Genomic DNA, 16,202 nt, shown 5'->3' with positions numbered 1-16,202 from the left:
ACCTTGGTGTCCTGGTGTTTAACGATCCCGTCCTGACGCGACGAAGCATGCGCCACCGCAAGGGGCGCATGAAAAAAGCCGGCCGAACTTCTGCAGTTCGACCGGCCACGATTCACGACGGAAATCAGGCGAGGCAGTCCGGATCGGTTTCCGGAACCGCGTCGCTGTCCGGATCGAACCAGGCGTCCTTGAAGACGATCCGCTTCCGGTTCTCCATGGCCATGTTGGCGGTCATGGCCATGATGGCGTCCGCCATGGCGACGACGCCGTTGCAGCGGAGGCCCCCTTCGCTCGGCGGGAGCGGCTTTCCGTCCGGCCAGTAGTTGGGACCCTGGTTCCGGATGGCGAAGCAGAAGTGCTCCATCTCCTCGGTGTAGCCGCGGCTGATGTTGGCGGACCAGTCGCTTCCGCCCGAGGCTCCCCCCTTCTTGGCGCCGGACGAGGTCTCGTAAGCTTCGAGGACCGTTCCGCCGCCGGCGTTGTTGGCGACGACCCAGATCCGCTGATCGGCTCCGCCCCCTTCGCTGCCGCGTCCTTCTTCCTTGTAGAGGAGGGCTTCCTTCTCGGTGCGGACGAGGAGCGTGCCGCGGCTCCCCAGCACCGTCTCGCCGTAGGGCTCGAACTTGTTGGTGCTGATCGAGGAGTAGGTGACGATCGCGATGTCTTCCTTCTGCTCCTTGTGGTGAGCGCCCGGGAACTCGAAGGTCACGTAGATGTGGTCGAAGATCTCGCGATCATCCTTCCACTTGTCTTCGGGGCCGACGCCGGGGACACCGTAGAAGTTCTTGCCGCCGTAGCCCTGGACGGCGAGCGGATGGACCTTCCCGAGGAAGATGCTGCAGGCGTCCATCTGGTGGCTGCCGAGTTCGGCCATCAGGCCGCCGCCGGTCGTGTTGTAGAGCCGCCAATTGATGAGTTCTTCCGGATCGCGGTAGCCGAAGTCGGTCAGCTTGACCTTCTCGAGCTCGGCCATGTCCTCCTTCGGGATCCCCTTGCGCCACTGGTCGCTGCCGGGGAAGCTGTTGTTCCGGTGCCACTGGGCGCGGATGAACTTGATGTCCCCCAGCATGCCACTCTTGATGAGGCTGGCGGAGTTGTCGTAGAGGACGCTGTAGTGCCGCTGGTGGCCGACCGCCAGGAGGAGGTTCTTGGCCTTGGCGAGCCGGATCATTTCCTTGCACTGGGTGATCGTGCGGGCCATCAGCTTTTCGGTCAGCACGTGGAGGCCGGCTTCGAGGCACTCCTTGGCGATCGGCGCGTGCTGGCTGAGCGGGACGGCGATGACGACCGCCTCCAGCTTGAGCTCATCCTTGGCGGCGAGGAGTTCCTTGTGGTTGGCGAACCGCTTGATGCCGGCGGCGACGTCCGCGCCGAGCTTGCGGTTGAGGCCGATGCGGGCCTCGTTATCGCTTCCGGTGAAGGCGCGGTCGCGGTTGGTCGGCCGGAGGTCGGCGATCGCGACGATCTGCATGTACTTCGGCGGGTGCTGAGTGATGAGGACGTTTCCTTCGTCCCCTGTCCCGATCACGGCGGTCCGGACCGGTTCCCCTTTGAGTTCGCCGTAGCCGAAGTAGAGGGCGCCGAGTCCGACTCCGCCGGCGGCCGCTCCCTTGAGGAATTCGCGACGCGAGAGGGAAACCGCGCTGGAGAAGTTCTCTTTGCCGATCTTTTCCTGTTCAGGAGTCAGAACCATTGCCTCGCCTTGCCATCGCATTTTCAGGGACACCCGGACCGCGCAGAGTCGCGGCCGCGTCCCGTATTATGGCAGTCTGCAGCGGCAATTGCATCCAGAATCGCCACTGGATTTGCGGGCTGTGGATTCAAACCGCGTCCTTGCCGGACGGATTCCCATAGCTCAGACCCAATGTGCTACGGCAGTTGGGGTCAAGGGGGTCTCACCCCCTTGCCGCCGGAGGCGCTTCCATGAGGAACCGTGAGACACAATGGATGTCCCCTTTGTGGAACCAGTGTTGAGGACTCCCTCCCACCACACCGCTGGCTCTGCAATCCTCGCGAGTTGGTGAGGGGGCATCCGGCACGTTGCCCGCGTTTGGATACTTACTCCTTCAGACATCTCTCGACGAGAGGGCCTCCGGCGGGCAAAGGGGCCTTGCCCCTCTGCACTCCCCACCAGGGGTACCCCCTGGACCCCGGTAAAGTCGCGGCCGAGACATTGGCGCAGCAGTTCCAGCCGCCAAAATTCACCACCCAGCCACCCCATTCCACACCGAGGCTCCGATGCCCCGCCACCCGTCTCGACACGTCACCCGCCTCCTCCTCGCCTCCCTCCTGGCCGGATGCTCCAACTCATCGCCACCCATCGCAGACAAGCCGGCCGTAGAACAGCCCGCCGCCCCCAAGACACCGTCCACCCCGACCGCATCCGCTCCTGCCGCGTCTGAAACGCCGCCACTCGAAGAAGGCTTCCATCGCCTGGCCCTGGCCGACTGCGAGATCTTTCCAGCCGACGCCGCGAACTGGAAGGAAGAGGGAGTCCTCCTCGTGACGACCGGAAAACCCAAGAGCTACCTCAAAACGAAAACCCCCTTCGGCGACTTCACGCTCCGCTACGACTACCGCTTCCCATCCCCTCCCAAGGATCCGGCCAAAGCCCCCCTCGCCAACACCGGCGTCCTCCTGTTCATCACCGGCGAGGACGCCATCTGGCCCAAGGCCCTCGAGGTCCAGGGGAAACACGCGGAGATCGGCTCCATCCGTCCGAACGGCGGAGCAGCCGAAGTCGCCGTCCACGAAGTCGATGGCATCCGCCAGTCCGCAACACACGCCGTCGGGGAGTGGAACGCGATCGAAGTCGTCGCCCGCGGCGGAGCCCTGACGGTCGGGATCAACGGGCAGAAACTGCTGGAGAGCGAAGCCGGCGAGCTGAAGTCCGGACACATCGGGTTCCAGGCCGAAGGCCACGCCGTCGAGTTCCGGAACGTCCGGATCCAGACCGCCCCAGCCCCCACCACCGCTCCCGCTGAGCAGTAGCCGTTCGCGCCCCGCCGGAACGGAACAGATTGCCAGAAACCCCCGTCCGCTCTCATCGCGCCGCTCGACGGACGTTCTGGACGCCACGGCGGCGGACTCCGACAAGGCTGGTCCCCTCCGGCGCGACATGCCGATGGCTTGAAAACGCTCTCCTGCCGGATGCGCAGCGTCGTGGCAGGCTGCGCTTCCAGGTCCGGATTCCCTGAACGCAACGGATTGCAGCCGTCCATGTCTGAATCCCCCAGCCCGTTCTCACGACGTTTCTCTGCGGGTCCCTGGGTCCTGGTTTCGGTCGCGTTCCTGATCCCGCTGGCGTGGTCCGCGCTGACCCGGCTCCGCGTCGATCACGCGCCGACCGCAGCCCTTAAAGCGTCCGCCCCGGAAGTGGAACAGCTCCGGGCGGTCCACGAGCAGTTTCCCGCCTCCGAAGGACTCCTGGTCGGCTGCGACAACGCCACCCTGCAGGATCCCCGGTTGCCGCTGGTCAAAGAACGCCTCCTCGGAACGATGGGAGAAGACGGCATCCGCCGGGGCGGATCGCCGTACATCGCCTCCATCGACACCGTCCAAGACCGGATGGCGGCACTGATCGAATCCGGCGTCTCCCCCCAGCAAGCCTATGACCGGCTCATCGGCAGCTTGGTCGGGACCGGACGGCTGCGGGTCACGCTCACGCCCCAAGGACGCGAGAACGTCGAACGCACCGAGAAGCAGATCGTGGCCGCGGTCGAACAACACGTCGGCCAGAAAGTCCGCGTCGTTCCACCGACAACGCCGTTCTTCGCCGAGGAGGACGACGCGCGGTTCGCCGACATCGAAGTCACCGTCCCGAAAGGGACCCCGGCGTGGACCGCCGACGGCGTCGACCTGGAACTCGCCTGGGACGGAATGCACTCCCAGACCGGCCTCGAAACGATACGGACCGTTCTCCTGGGAGTGACGGGCTACGCCACGATGGATGAGCCGGCGGGGGCTCGGCTCTTGGCCGAAGCGGGGTTCCTGAGCGGATCCGCGACCGCGATGGAGATCCACCTGTCGGAAGCGGGCCGGCTGGCCCCTCAGGCCGCTCTGTCGGACATCCGCACCGCAACCGCCGCCTGTGCGATCACTCCCGAACACCTCGTCCTGAGCGGCGACGTGGCCTCCACGGTCAACCAGAATCTTGCCTTCGCCGGCCAGTGGACGACCCCGTTCGGCTCTGCATGGGTAGTCGCCGCCATGCTGATCGCCGCCGCCGGGATCGCTCTGTCGGCCCTCCTGCGGTCGCCCGTTCGGGGGCTGGCCAGCGTCGGTCTTACGACGTTGGTGGCGGTTGTCGCCGTCGCGATTGCGACGATCGCCGGCCTGACCTTCAACGCCACCTCGCTGCTGCTCCTCCTGCCGGTCCTCTTCGCCGCTCTTCCGTTGACGACAGGAGTGTTCACGCCGGGGAATTCCACTCGGCGGGGCGCCCTCCTCGCCGCCGTGGTCCTGGCGATCAGCCTGCTGCCGCTGCTGGCGGCCGCGACACTCGCCGTTCGCGGGTTCGCCGTCGCGATGGCGGCGTCCATGGCGCTGATCGCGCTGGCCGGACTGTCGATCCATTTCGAAACCGCCCCGACACGCCCCCGCGCAGAGAGCGAAGGCCCGGTCGCGGCCGTCAGCCGCTGGCTCGCCGGTCCGGGCCGCCGGGTCGGAGTCGCGCTCATGGTTCTGGCCGTCGGGTGTGCCGTCGGAGTGGGTCAGTTGCGGACCCAGCGGTTCGATGCCGCGCCGCTGCTCACGAAGGCTCCGCTCGATGACGCCCAGTCCCGATGGAACGACGTCGTCGGTGGTGCGCAGGACTTCGACATCGTCGTCCGCTTCTCCCCCGAAACGACGGCGGCGACAAAGTTCCTGGAGCGGATGGAACTCGTCCGATCGCTCCAGGGGGACCTTCGGGCCATTCCGGATGTCCGCAGCGTCTCCGGCCTCACGGATCTGTACCCCGCTCACACGCTACCGTCCGAGAACGCGTCGCCGCGGGAACGCTCTGCCTTCCACCGGGTCTCGCGGGGAGTCGAGGAACAGTGCACGGCGGAAACTCACACGCTGGCGCGAATGTTCCTCGCTGCCGGATCCCCCAGCGACCCGAAGCGGACCGAAGCCTGGCGGATTCGCGTCTCGACCGACGCGGCCGCCTCGACCGAGGACTTGGCGCAGCGTCTGAATCACGCCGTCCAGACCCGGACGCGGTTTGAACCGGGTGTGACCCATACGCTCGCCGGCGCAGCACTGATCGAAAACGCCGCCGAGGGACTGCTGCTTCGGGGACTGCTGATGGTGTCGATCGTCAGCGTAGCCCTGTCGGTCCTGGGAATGATTATCCTCACGGGAACGGCCGCCACGGCACCGCTCGTCGCGATCCCCTGTGTGCTGACCGCCACCGCTTCCCTCGGGGCGATCGCGTTCAGCGGCCGGCCGCTCGATCTGACGACCGCCGTGGCCGGACTTTCGGCGATCCTGTTCTGCCTGCAGGCGGCCAGCCGCTGCGTGCTGGGGTATCTCAGCGACCTGCGGGCCGGAGTCTCGCGGCAAGAGGCGACCACTCACGTCGTCCGGTCGCTTCTGGGAGAGCAGGTACCGAACCTGTTCGCCCTCACGCTTCCGGCGATCTTCCTCGGCGACTACGTCCCGCAGTGGCTTGCCGAGTTCTCGGAAGCAGCGCTCGCCATCGGGTTCTCCGGAACCATCCTGCTCGCGACGGGTCTGCCGGTCCTGCTGGCGAGCTCGCTGGCCGCCGACCTCCTTCGCGTCGGTCAGCCGGCTCCTGCACCGCAGCCGGAACTCGTTGAAGAACCGCTCCGCCGCTCCGCGTGAACTGATTCGATTCTGGCCAAACAACCGGGTCCAGGGGCACCCTGGTGGGGGATGCAAGGGGGCAACGCCCCTTTGCCCGCCGGAGGCCTGGCCGTCGAGAGATATCTGAAGGAGGGGGTCTCCAAACGCGGACACCGTGCCGTATGCCCCCTCCCCCCCCCGGGGATTGCAAAGCGAGCAGTGAGTCCTCAACGCCGGTACCACAAAGCGGACGTCCGTTGTTCACCACGGTTCCTCGTGGAAGTGCCTCCGGCGGCAAGGGGTTGCCCCCTTGACCCCGGCTGCCGTAGCACGTTGGGTTTGAGCTATGGGAGTCGTGCCGGCAAGGACGCCGTTCGAGTCCATGAGAACCGCGTCTAAAACCCAAAGAGCCGCCGGGCGTTCGCGGTCGTCAGCTGAGCAACCTCGTCAATCGTGCGACCGCGGGCTTCGGCCAGGACTCGTGCGGTCTGCTTCACGAAGGACGGTTCGTTCCGCTTCCCGCGGTGGGGCAGGGGAGCGAGATAAGGACAGTCGGTCTCGACCAGAATCCGGTCATCCGGCACCCCCGCCGCCAGGGCCCGCAGCTCCTCGTTCTTCTTGTAGGTCAGCATCCCGGAGAACGAGAGCGACATCCCCCAGCCAAGCGTCTCCTCGGCCGCCTGCTTCGATCCGCAGAATGAGTGCATCAGCCCGGGAATCGGGCCGCCGCCCATCTCGTCGCGGAGGATGTCGAGGACTTCGTTCTCGGCCTCGCGGCAGTGAATGATGAACGGCTTGCCCGTCTCGCGCGTCAGAGCCAGATGCCGGCGAAAGTAGTCGACCTGGGTGTCGATCAGCGTATGGTCCCAGTACCGGTCCAGCCCCGTCTCGCCGACCGCCACGACCTTCGGATGCCGCGCCAGCTCGCAGATCGCCGGCCAGTCATCCTGATGCGCCTGGGAGGCGTAGTTGGGATGAATGCCGACGGCGGCGTAGACCATGTCGAACCGCTCCGCCAGCGCGATCGCGGCCCGTGACGACTCCAGCGTGATCCCGATCGTCAGGATCCGGACCAGCCCCGCCTCCCGCGCGCGATCGAGCGTCTGCGGCAGGTCCTGGGCAAACGCCTGCTCATCGAGGTGGGCGTGCGTGTCAATCAATTCCATTCGTTCATTCCAAAACAAAATCGACGTGTGACGGCGGCCATCGTTCGACCGCTCCCCTTACGAGGAGGTTCTGTCGCGGTAGGCCAGTCTCCATCCCGGCTCCGTGACCGGTGGCTGGTCGGAAGCCGCGGTCAGCGGACCATAGAGCTCCGGACGCCGGGCCCGCAGGTACCGCCGGCCGGAAGACAGAGCGAGCTTCTCCCGCGTGCAGAGGCCGATGCACAGATCGTCGCCGAGCGCGTGACACTCCGTCTGCACTTCGCCGAACGGGTCAAGGATCATCGCATTTCCGTTCCGCACCTGACCATGCTCCATCCCGATCGGGTTCGTGAACACGGCATAGATGCCGTTTTCCCACGCCCGCGCGGGGAGCCACCGCATGAGCCACCCCCGTCCCTTGGGACCGTTCAGTTCCATCCGTAGTGGGACCGGATCGGTCGCGCGCCGCTCCCAGAGCGCCGGATCGACGACGCCCCGGCCGGGCATCACCGAGGGGAGGCAGCCGGTCACGTGCGGCATGAAGATGACCTCCGCCCCCAGCAGAGCGGTGCAGCGGACGTCCTCCGGGAGATTGTTGTCGTAGCAGATCAGAATTCCGCACTTCCAGCCGTCGATGTCGAAGACCGTGAAGGCGCTTCCCGGCGTCAGGTGCGGATTGACGAACGTGTGCAGCTTGCGGTGCCGGGCGACCAGGCCGTTCCCGTCGACGCAGACGTAGGAATTGAAAACCTCGTCCCCCTCGCGCTCGAACAGGCCGGCCAGGACCACAATGTTGTGCCGGCCCGCGATCCGGATCAGCTCCCGCGTCGCCGAACCGTCCGGAATCTCCTCGGCGAGGTCGAGCATCTGCTGCTTGTCGAACGTCTGCACGAAGGAGTAGCCGGAGATCGAGCACTCATGAAACGAGACGACCCGCGCCCCCTCCCGCGCCGCCCGGCCCGCCAGCGCTTCGATCCGCTCCAGGTTGAACCCCTTGTCGCCATCGCGGGGTTCAAACTGGACCGCGGCGATCCGGATCGACGGAGTCTCGGGGGGAGTCATCGGCATGAGGGTTGGCTTTCTCCCGGCATCGTGCTCGCAACTGCTTCGCGTTTGTCCCGGCCCTCTTGGGCAATCGGACGGGAAGGGCGGGGACAGGGGCAATTCGAAGTCGCCACCGGTTCTGTTACTGTAGTGGCCTGAGATCGGAAGTCGTAATGCAGGTGCGGAGTTGGCAGAGTCAGATTCGGCGCTCGACGTCCTGGCAGTCGGGGCTCATCCGGATGATGTGGAAGTCGCGATCGGCGGGACGCTGGCCCGCATGGCCAAAGCGGGCTACCGCGTCGGGATCGTCGACCTGACCGACGGCGAGCCGACCCCCCTCTCCTCCGGCCCCGAGCAACGGACCGAAGAGGCGATGGAAGCAGCTCGCATCCTGGGGGTCCACACCCGCGAGATCCTGACGCTCCCGAACCGCCGCCTCTTCGACAGTTACGAAGCCCGGGTCGAGCTGGCCAAGGTCATCCGCCGCCATAAGCCGCGGCTGGTGATGGGGATTGCCGGCAAGACTCCAATGGCCTCGCCCGACCACTGGCAGGCGATGCAGATCACGGACGCGGCGGTCTTCTACGCCCGACTGACGAAATGGGACCACGAGTTCGGCGGCCTGCCGGTCCACACGGTCCCCCGGCAGGTGTGGTATCCGCTCGGCTTTGACCAGCGACATCTGATGGACACAGCCGGCGCGTTTGTGGCCGACATCACCGAGACGCTTGAGGCGAAGCTCGATGCGATCCGGGCCTACAAATCCCAGTTTGGCCTCGACAAAACCCGCGTGCTGCGGGTGATCGAGGCACAGGCCCTGACGCTGGGGGGGATCTGCGGGACGCTGGCGGGAGAGATGCTGATCTCCCCGAAGCCCCTGCTCTCAAGCGATGTGCTGAAGACGCTGCACGTGGTGAGCTGACGCTGTTCAGGCGGCCTTGTTGACGAACCGGACGGCGAATTCCCATCCCGCCGGACTACGGAGGGCGTCGACGGTCATTTCCCGCCAGGGTTGCCCGGCGGCGCGGGCAGTCCGTTCGATGCGGGTCGTGATGTGAAAGACGTCGCCGGGGATGTCGATGAACCCGTCGGGATCATCGGGAGGGCTCAGAAGGTGGCTGGTCCCCACGCTTCCTTCCTCGTAGTGCATGACGACCTGGAGCCGGGCCTGGTTCCAGTCGTCCGGGATCGCCGCTTCGAGCTCCGCCTTGAGGGAGCTCAGATCCGTTGAACCGACATTGTGAGAAGGGGTCGTCATGCGGGCCATCCGTGGTGTACGAGTCGGCCCACTTTGGCAGGATTTTGCGGGCCGAGGCAATACCGCTTTTTGAAGCAAAAGGGACCGGCGGCATCCGCCGATGACTGGCGTACAGATCTCTACGAGCGTCGACCATCCGGGGTCCAGGGGTTCACCCCTGGTGGGGGATGCAAGGGGGCAACGCCCTCTTGCCCGCCGGAGGCCTGGCCGTCGAGAGATGTCTGAAGGAGTGAGTGTCCAAACGCGGACAACGTCCCGGATGCCCCCTCACCAACCCGCGGGGATTGAGCAGCGAGCGGTGAGTCCTCAACGCCAGTATCACAAAACGGACGTCTGTTGTGTCCCACGGTTCCTCATGGAAGCGCCTCCGGCGGCAAGGGGGGCTGTGTTGTTTCTTGGCCCCTTGACCCCGGCTGCCGTGGAACATTGGATTTGAGCTAACGAATCGTGCCGGCAAGAATGCGGTTCGAGATAAACCGCTACTCGGCCCGCTCCTGCTCAATCTCGGACAACCACAGCCGGATTTCGTTGGCGTAGTCGCTGGAGAGGTTGGCCCGGACCAGCTCCCGCTCGAACGCCGCCGCCCCTTCGGGAGACTGATCCGCATCCTCCGCTGAACAGAAGCGGTCGGCCGGATTCGGCGCGATCAGCCGCCGGATGAGATTGAGCAGCCGCTCGTTCCGGGCGACTTCCGCCGGCAGGAACTCTCGGAGCCGCTGGGGAAGCCGCCGCTTCGCCTCAATGAGATCAGGCCCCATCAGGTCGACAAAGGGATACTGCCCGGACAGCATCTCGAACAGCATGTACCCCAGGCTGGCCAGGTCGGCCTGCGGAGTGTGCGGCGCCCCCTCGAGGACTTCGACGGCGGCGTACCGCGGGGTCCAGGTCGAGCGGAAGGCTGGCTGCCCGACGAGGAAGGCCGACCCGAAGTCGATCACCTTGCAGTTTCCCGTCCGCTTGATCATCAGGTTCGACGGCTTCAGGTCCGCATGCACGATTCCGGTCCGGTGCAGGGCGGCCACGCCCGACAGGCACTCCCGGAGAATCGCCGTGGCGACGCCGGGCTTCAGCCGGAGCTGCTCCGCGGACTTCGTGACGACGACGTCGTTCACGTGATCCCACCGATCCGGGCGCATCGTCGCCCGCACCAGGTCCAGGGTCCGCGGCTTCAGCAGTTCGCGGAGCCCGTAGCCGTCAACCCACTCCATCGTGAGAACGTGCAGGCCGTCGAGCTCAATGACGTTGTAGAGGTCGAGGAGATGGTCCTGCTGGATCCGGGCAAGCGTCGTCGCCACGCGGGCGAGACGCGCCATTTCGGAGTTGTAAGCAGTGACGCTCGAGTATCCGTCCGGCCGAAAGAACTTCAGGGCAAGACGGAACGTCGTTCCGAAGGCGCCGCGGCGGTCCGCGAGAAACACGACCCCCTGACCACCCGCTCCGAGTCGCCGGATGAGGCGGTAACGGATCTCCCACCGGACCTCGTTCGCCGAAGTCACCGCCTGGAACCGATCCATCAGTTCGCCGGCCGCGCCCCCCTCCTCCCCTTTGAGGATGGCCGCAGACTCGTCGAACGCCGCCGTCGGGTCGACGCTCGAAAGGTCGTTCTCCATTTTCATCCAGATTGTAAGCCGCCCGCAGATACCCGCCTGTTTGAAGGCTGGTTGCGAATGATACCTCTTCCGAAGGAGGGGAGGGAGACGAATTCCCCGGCGGTTTCGGTTCGCGCAATCTTTCGCCAGCCGAAAGATTGGCGGGAATTCCGGTAGAAACCCCGCGGGCCCGGGCCGGCAAAGTCGCCACAACTCTTTTGGACGGAAGGTTCTTGACCACGTTCCAGAGCGGGACTACCGTGGTCGATAGTCGTATTTGGCCTCATGCGCGTTTCTTTCGCGGAGCTCTCGTCCATGGCTTCCTCCCAGTGCCTCTGGAGTACGTCGGTCCTAGCGCTCCTGATCGGCGTGGCGCAGGGCGCTCCTCCGAAAGCCCAGGAAAAACCCGAGGCGATCGACATCAGCAAGCAGGTGCGGATCGAGTTCTCGGAGGGGCTCCGCTCTCCGGACGACACGACCCACGAAGTGTTCGTCACGCTGACCAATACATCGAAGACCAACCTGACCGGCCCGATCGCGGTCACCTTCGACTCCGGGAAGCAGACGGAGTTCGTCTTCGACTGGTATACCGACACGCTGAAGGACGGCCGGCAGTATTACGGCCTCGTCGACCTCAACGAAGCCCTGCCGCCGAACCAGACCTCCCGCCGCCGCAAGCTCTATCTCAAGACAGCCGAGAAGATTACGGACGCCGACCGCGCTCAGTTCGAGGTTCCGCTGCGGGTCGTCCGGCTCTCCGAGGAGCACGTCGAGTCGAAAACGCCGGTCGACGAACAGGTGGCGGGAAAGAAGTATGACCGGGCGGAATTCGACCGGGCCCTCTCCATTCAGGACCGCATCGCGGACGAGCTCATCCGCACGAAGGAAGGGATCGGATCGGTCGGGTTGGGTGAGAACGACCGCGGCGAACTCACGATCAAGATTTCCGCTCATCGTCGTGGAACCGCTCGAAACTTCCCAAGCAATTACGAGGGAGTTCCGGTCGAAGTCGCGGTCGCCGGTGAGTTCACGTTCATGAACGGTGGCCCATCGGGCACGGCCCTCGCCGCTCCCAGCCCCGCGGGCAAAACCGGAGTCAAGGCAGGCGGGGGAACCAAGACCCTGGCCGCCCCGACGGGGAGCGTGGGTCAGGCCCGGTCCCGCTATCCGATTCCGGTTCCGATCGGAGTCTCCACGACCAATGAGGAGGAGCCGTGCGCCAGCGGAACCCTTGGATGTCGCGTGGTGGATCGCGCCGGGGCGGTCTACGCCTTGAGCAATAACCACGTCTACGCCGGTGAGAACGCCGCAGTGATCGGTGACATCCTTTGCCAGCCCGGCACATTCGACGTGGTCAATTGCGACATAACAGCGACGACAAACATCGCGAATCTGACGCAATACGTCGCTTATCTGTTCGTGTTCAACACCACGGCCGATTCGCCGTACAACTACGTCGATGCCGCCATCGGAATCACCACGCCGCAGAACGTCGACTACCAGACCCCGACCGGTGCCTACGGGATCCCGTCCCGCGAGATTGTCCGGCAGCCACAGATCGGCGCGAGAATTCAGAAAATGGGCCGGACCACGTTCTTCACCCGCGGGCAGATTGACGCCCTCAACGTGAAGGCCGTGATTGACGGGCAGTTGGGCCCCACCTACTTCGATCGTTGCATCCAGGTGAATCGAGTGACCAGCGGCATATTCGGCGGGCCGGGCGACTCGGGATCGCTGGTCGTGTACCAGGATGGAAATCGTCCTGTGGGACTGCTCTTCGCCGGCAGCTCGATCCTGACACTGCTGAATCCGATCGACGTCGTGCTCCAGGCGTTTGAAGTCGGCATCGACGACGGATCTCTGGATAGCAATGGCCAACCGCTCCCGTTCTCCGGAAGCAAGTCCGGACGCATGGGGGTCGCCGTCGGTCCGCGGAACAAGGGAATCGCTCCGCGCCGATAGGCCCGCTGGCGCCGGACGGGGGCGATACTGAGCCGCAGGACCGACCCACTCCCGGGCCGGCCTCGGATGCCTCCGGCGACTCCACTCCCCTGGACGGTTCTTCATGGGAGCGCGATCCGCCCCCCCCCACCCGGCAGCGTCGACTGACGCTGGCCGGACTTCGGTCAGCGAGCTCCCTTCCGCCTCATCGAAGACAGTATGGCCGACTCTTACCGCGTCCACGTGACGAAGGATCATCTGGTCTTCAGCGCGGGACACTTCGTCACGATCACCACGCCGGACGTCTCGTTCTGCGAGCGGCTGCACGGGCACAACTGGCGGGTCTCGGCGGATGTCACGGGACCGCTGGACGTCAATCGCTACGTCTTTGACTTCGTCGCGCTCCGGGACACCCTCCAGCGGATCGTGGCGGACCTCGACCACCGGATGCTCCTTCCGACGCGCCACCCGCAGATTCCCCTGGCGGTGAGCGACCGCGAAGTCGAGGCCCGCTATGGAGACCGCCGCTGGGTCTTTCCCCTCGAAGAGTGCCGCCTGCTCCCCCTGGAGCAGACGACGGCCGAACTCCTGGCCGGATGGATTGGAGAGCGCCTGCTGGAGCAGATCGGTCCTCACGACTTGAGCGAAATCTGCATCGGGGTCGAGGAAAACTTCGGCCAATGGGCTTTCTGGAGCCGCAAGTTCGCCGCGCCGCAGTGAGTTCGCGCGCGGCTTCGGTTTTCCGAAGCGGCGGTGCGACCTCCGGCTCCACCGGCCGCGACGGGAATCGGCGGAACCCGCCGGTGATCCCCTCTCAACACCCGCTTTGGTGATCCGCTTAGGCAAGCTGTAAGGCGTTACCGGAAAGTCAGAAACCGGGGAACCGCCGACAGTCGAATCCTCTGCCAAGGACTGTCATCACGCCGCCCGAATGGTGCCCTGCCAGGCGCCGGCGATGCGCTGAGGACCCAGACACGGAGGGGAGACGCCGCGCTCTCGGCCCCCGCATCAGGAGATGGAACAATGAAGAAGTCGGTTTGGACGAAGTGGCTGTGCTCCATCACCGCCACGATGGGACTGGGTTCGCTGGCCGTCGCCGGCGAGTCCCGCGGATTCATCAACACGGACGCCGTCTTTGGTGACGGGATCCAGCTCGTCAGCAACGAGTGCACGACGGAAGCGTGCGATCCGAACGTTTGCATTCCCGATCCCTGCTGCCCGATCGAAACCTGCGACGCGGGCGGCTGCGGCTGCTTCGGCGGCGACGGATTCGACCTCGGCAACAAGCTGTTCGCGGAAGACTCGGGCTGGGACGTCGGCGGATGGGCCCAGTTCGGCTACCACAGCGCGAACGACGGCACGTTCAACACGTACCCCGGCAAGTTCCAGGCCCACCAGCTCAACCTGTACGTTGAGAAGAAGGCCGACGGAAGCGAAGGCCTGGGCTTCGGTGGTCGCGTCGACCTGATGTACGGCACGGACGCCTCCAACACCCAGTCGTTCGGCAACGCTCCGGGCCGCTTCGACTTCGACGCTTCCTGGAACCACGGCCAGTACGGCTGGGCGATGCCCCAGCTCTACGGTGAAGTCGCCTACAAGGACCTGTCGGTCAAGGTCGGTCACTTCTACACGCTGCTCGGCTACCAGGTCGTTCCGGCGACCGGGAACTTCTTCTACAGCATCCCCTACACCTTCAACTTCGGCGAAGCGTTCACCCACACCGGTGCCCTCGCGACCTACAAGGCCAGCGACAAGGTCACCTTCTACGGTGGATACACGCTGGGCTGGGATACGGGATTCGACCAGTACCTCGGCGGCAGCAGCTTCCTGGGCGGTGCGACGGTCGCCGTCACGGACAGCGTCACCGCGACCTACATCTGCACCGCGGGCGACCTGGGCTGGATCGGCGAAGGCTACAGCCACAGCCTCGTGATCGACTACAAGATCAACGAGAAGTGGGAATACGTCCTCCAGACGGACTACGACACGATGGACAAGTCCATCAACGCGCAGTTCAACGCTCCGTTCGGCGGGTATGACGCGGTCGGCATCAACCAGTACCTCTTCTACACCGTCAACGACAAGTGGAAGCTCGGTGGCCGCCTCGAATGGTGGAAGTGCAACGGCGAGTCCATCAATGAAATGGCCCTCGGCGTGAACTACAAGCCGATCAAGAACCTGACGATCCGTCCGGAAGTCCGGTACAACTGGGTTCCGGGATCGGTCGCTCCGGGCGCGTTCTCGCAGGGTCCGCTGCCGGTCGGCACCAACGCCATCGGCAACGCCAGCAACAACACGACCGCGAACGACTACAACGACAACTTCATCTTCGGTATCGACGCGGTGCTGACCTTCTAGTCGTCGGCTCCTCTCCGTGCAGTCCAGACGCCGTGTCTTCCCCATGGAAGGCACGGCGTTCTCGTTTTGGTTGCCGGGACCTGGCGCGGCCCGTGACGGTGTGGCGATCTTCGGCAGCGGGCCCGGGAGGGAGCTGAAGCCAATCAGGCGGGATCGGGGGACGCCGGGGGATCGTACCGGTCGGCGTACTTCAGGAGATCCCGAAACGGCAAGGAGAACCCCGGCAGGAGCGGCGTCTCGTAGGTTCCGTCTTCCGGAACGACCGCCGCGACGACGTCCCCCCGGCAGACGACCATCATCCGCCGGAAGCGGTCGAGGATCCAGTACTCCGCAACGCCGAGCTGCCCGTACTCGTTGCGCTTCGTCTCGAACTCTCTCCGCCGGTCGACCGTCGTGATGGAGACGAACTCGACGACGATGGACGGGGGATCGAACTCGATCTGCGGCGTCCGCCCGAGCTCGGTCCAGATCACCCGATCCGGCCGCCGGAGCCCGGCGGGGGTGACGAGTTCCTGGTCGGCCAGCGTATCGTCGAGGATTCCTCCGAGCGGATGGCGATCCCGGTAGGCGCGGAGCAGGTACTCCAGCTCTCCGTTCGGTCCTCGCTCCGCCGGGGAGGTCGCCGGACAGAGGACGACGAGGTCGTTGAAGACCTCGTACCGGACGTCCTCGCCGTAGAGAGCGGCGTCCTGAAACTCGCTGACCGGCATCGTGATCCGGGCCGAGGCCGGGCGGGTCCTCTCGGAGGCCCTGACGTCGAACACAGTGCCGGTGGTCAGAGGTTCGCCCGCCATCCGAGTCTTTCCGACTGAATCCGCCGTATCTCAGGAACGGCCACGCGGCCCGCTCCCGCTGGAAAGAACCGCAGCCGGTCCCTCCTCAGCGTAACCCGACCGTCACCTTACCGAATGGGGGGACCGCGGCAAAGCATGGATCGGCGGCGATCCGGGAGGGGATGCATTCACCGTTCGGCGGGTCGCGCCCCGCCGACTACCGCGTCCAGGGGGACCCTGGTGGGGAGTGCGGAGGGGCCCGTGCTGTTTTCTTAGCCCTTTGCCCGCCGGAGGCCGCCTCGTC

The 16,202-nt window shown here is 65.4% G+C and carries 12 protein-coding genes; 6 read left to right on the top strand and 6 right to left on the bottom strand.

Annotated features, from left to right (window positions below):
- Positions 1–124 precede the first annotated feature (124 nt).
- Entirely contained in the window at positions 125–1,693 is a 1,569-nt protein-coding gene (locus VT03_RS31560) for a Gfo/Idh/MocA family protein (RefSeq protein WP_075096689.1), read from the bottom strand.
- Positions 1,694–2,238: 545 nt separating this feature from the next.
- Here VT03_RS31560 and VT03_RS31555 point away from each other — a divergent pair.
- The gene (locus VT03_RS31555; RefSeq protein ID WP_075096688.1) at positions 2,239–2,991 is read left to right on the top strand and encodes a DUF1080 domain-containing protein; all 753 of its coding nucleotides are present in this window, start codon (positions 2,239–2,241) and stop codon (positions 2,989–2,991) included.
- A gap of 228 nt (positions 2,992–3,219) precedes the next feature.
- Complete coding sequence (locus tag VT03_RS31550) at positions 3,220–5,829, top strand: hypothetical protein (RefSeq protein ID WP_075096687.1); 2,610 nt, start codon at positions 3,220–3,222, stop codon at positions 5,827–5,829.
- Between the two features lie 356 nt (positions 5,830–6,185).
- Here VT03_RS31550 and VT03_RS31545 read toward each other — a convergent pair whose 3' ends face one another.
- Together VT03_RS31545 and VT03_RS31540 are read right to left on the bottom strand one after the other, a co-directional pair.
- Positions 6,186–6,956, bottom strand: coding sequence for a TatD family hydrolase (locus VT03_RS31545; RefSeq protein WP_075096686.1), 771 nt, complete (start codon positions 6,954–6,956; stop codon positions 6,186–6,188).
- Positions 6,957–7,013: 57 nt separating this feature from the next.
- Positions 7,014–8,003, bottom strand: a complete 990-nt coding sequence (locus VT03_RS31540; protein WP_231870560.1) for a nitrilase family protein — start codon at positions 8,001–8,003, stop codon at positions 7,014–7,016.
- Between the two features lie 163 nt (positions 8,004–8,166).
- Here VT03_RS31540 and VT03_RS31535 point away from each other — a divergent pair, with 163 nt between their 5' ends.
- The gene (locus tag VT03_RS31535) at positions 8,167–8,901 is read left to right on the top strand and encodes a PIG-L family deacetylase (RefSeq protein WP_075096685.1); all 735 of its coding nucleotides are present in this window, start codon (positions 8,167–8,169) and stop codon (positions 8,899–8,901) included.
- 6 nt (positions 8,902–8,907) lie between these two features.
- On the opposite strand, the gene VT03_RS31530 is transcribed toward VT03_RS31535, so the two are convergent.
- Entirely contained in the window at positions 8,908–9,237 is a 330-nt protein-coding gene (locus tag VT03_RS31530) for a hypothetical protein (protein WP_075096684.1), read from the bottom strand.
- Positions 9,238–9,716: 479 nt separating this feature from the next.
- On the bottom strand, positions 9,717–10,853 hold the full coding sequence (locus tag VT03_RS31525; protein ID WP_075096683.1) for a serine/threonine-protein kinase: 1,137 nt from the start codon (positions 10,851–10,853) through the stop codon (positions 9,717–9,719).
- Positions 10,854–11,141: 288 nt separating this feature from the next.
- Between VT03_RS31525 and VT03_RS31520 the strand changes: the two genes are divergently transcribed.
- The 3 genes from VT03_RS31520 to VT03_RS31510 all read left to right on the top strand — a co-directional run bounded on the left by VT03_RS31520 (position 11,142) and on the right by VT03_RS31510 (position 15,125).
- Entirely contained in the window at positions 11,142–12,788 is a 1,647-nt protein-coding gene (locus VT03_RS31520; RefSeq protein WP_156514916.1) for a hypothetical protein, read from the top strand.
- A 198-nt stretch (positions 12,789–12,986) separates the two neighbouring features.
- Complete coding sequence (locus VT03_RS31515; protein WP_075096681.1) at positions 12,987–13,487, top strand: 6-pyruvoyl trahydropterin synthase family protein; 501 nt, start codon at positions 12,987–12,989, stop codon at positions 13,485–13,487.
- Between the two features lie 303 nt (positions 13,488–13,790).
- Positions 13,791–15,125, top strand: coding sequence for an outer membrane beta-barrel protein (locus tag VT03_RS31510; RefSeq protein ID WP_075096680.1), 1,335 nt, complete (start codon positions 13,791–13,793; stop codon positions 15,123–15,125).
- 143 nt (positions 15,126–15,268) lie between these two features.
- Here the strand turns inward: VT03_RS31510 and VT03_RS31505 are convergent, their stop codons facing one another.
- The gene (locus VT03_RS31505) at positions 15,269–15,919 is read right to left on the bottom strand and encodes a Uma2 family endonuclease (protein WP_075096679.1); all 651 of its coding nucleotides are present in this window, start codon (positions 15,917–15,919) and stop codon (positions 15,269–15,271) included.
- Positions 15,920–16,202: the final 283 nt, after the last annotated feature.

Origin of the sequence: Planctomyces sp. SH-PL14, assembly GCF_001610835.1 — a bacterium.
Classification (GTDB): Bacteria; Planctomycetota; Planctomycetia; order Planctomycetales; family Planctomycetaceae; genus Planctomyces_A.
Note: the sequence above shows the minus strand (reverse complement) of the source record. Positions and strands in the feature narration are given on the sequence as shown.

Excerpts from the sequence above, each read along its gene's own strand:
- VT03_RS31545 (WP_075096686.1), bottom strand. The coding sequence starts at position 6,956 with ATGGAATTGATTGACACGCACGCCCACCTCGATGAGCAGGCGTTTGCC.
- VT03_RS31530 (WP_075096684.1), bottom strand. The coding sequence starts at position 9,237 with ATGACGACCCCTTCTCACAATGTCGGTTCAACGGATCTGAGCTCCCTC.
- VT03_RS31515 (WP_075096681.1), top strand. The coding sequence starts at position 12,987 with ATGGCCGACTCTTACCGCGTCCACGTGACGAAGGATCATCTGGTCTTC.
- VT03_RS31555 (WP_075096688.1), top strand. The coding sequence starts at position 2,239 with ATGCCCCGCCACCCGTCTCGACACGTCACCCGCCTCCTCCTCGCCTCC.
- VT03_RS31560 (WP_075096689.1), bottom strand. The coding sequence starts at position 1,693 with ATGGTTCTGACTCCTGAACAGGAAAAGATCGGCAAAGAGAACTTCTCC.
- VT03_RS31505 (WP_075096679.1), bottom strand. The coding sequence starts at position 15,919 with ATGGCGGGCGAACCTCTGACCACCGGCACTGTGTTCGACGTCAGGGCC.
- VT03_RS31540 (WP_231870560.1), bottom strand. The coding sequence starts at position 8,003 with ATGCCGATGACTCCCCCCGAGACTCCGTCGATCCGGATCGCCGCGGTC.
- VT03_RS31520 (WP_156514916.1), top strand. The coding sequence starts at position 11,142 with ATGGCTTCCTCCCAGTGCCTCTGGAGTACGTCGGTCCTAGCGCTCCTG.
- VT03_RS31510 (WP_075096680.1), top strand. The coding sequence starts at position 13,791 with ATGAAGAAGTCGGTTTGGACGAAGTGGCTGTGCTCCATCACCGCCACG.
- VT03_RS31525 (WP_075096683.1), bottom strand. The coding sequence starts at position 10,853 with ATGAAAATGGAGAACGACCTTTCGAGCGTCGACCCGACGGCGGCGTTC.
- VT03_RS31550 (WP_075096687.1), top strand. The coding sequence starts at position 3,220 with ATGTCTGAATCCCCCAGCCCGTTCTCACGACGTTTCTCTGCGGGTCCC.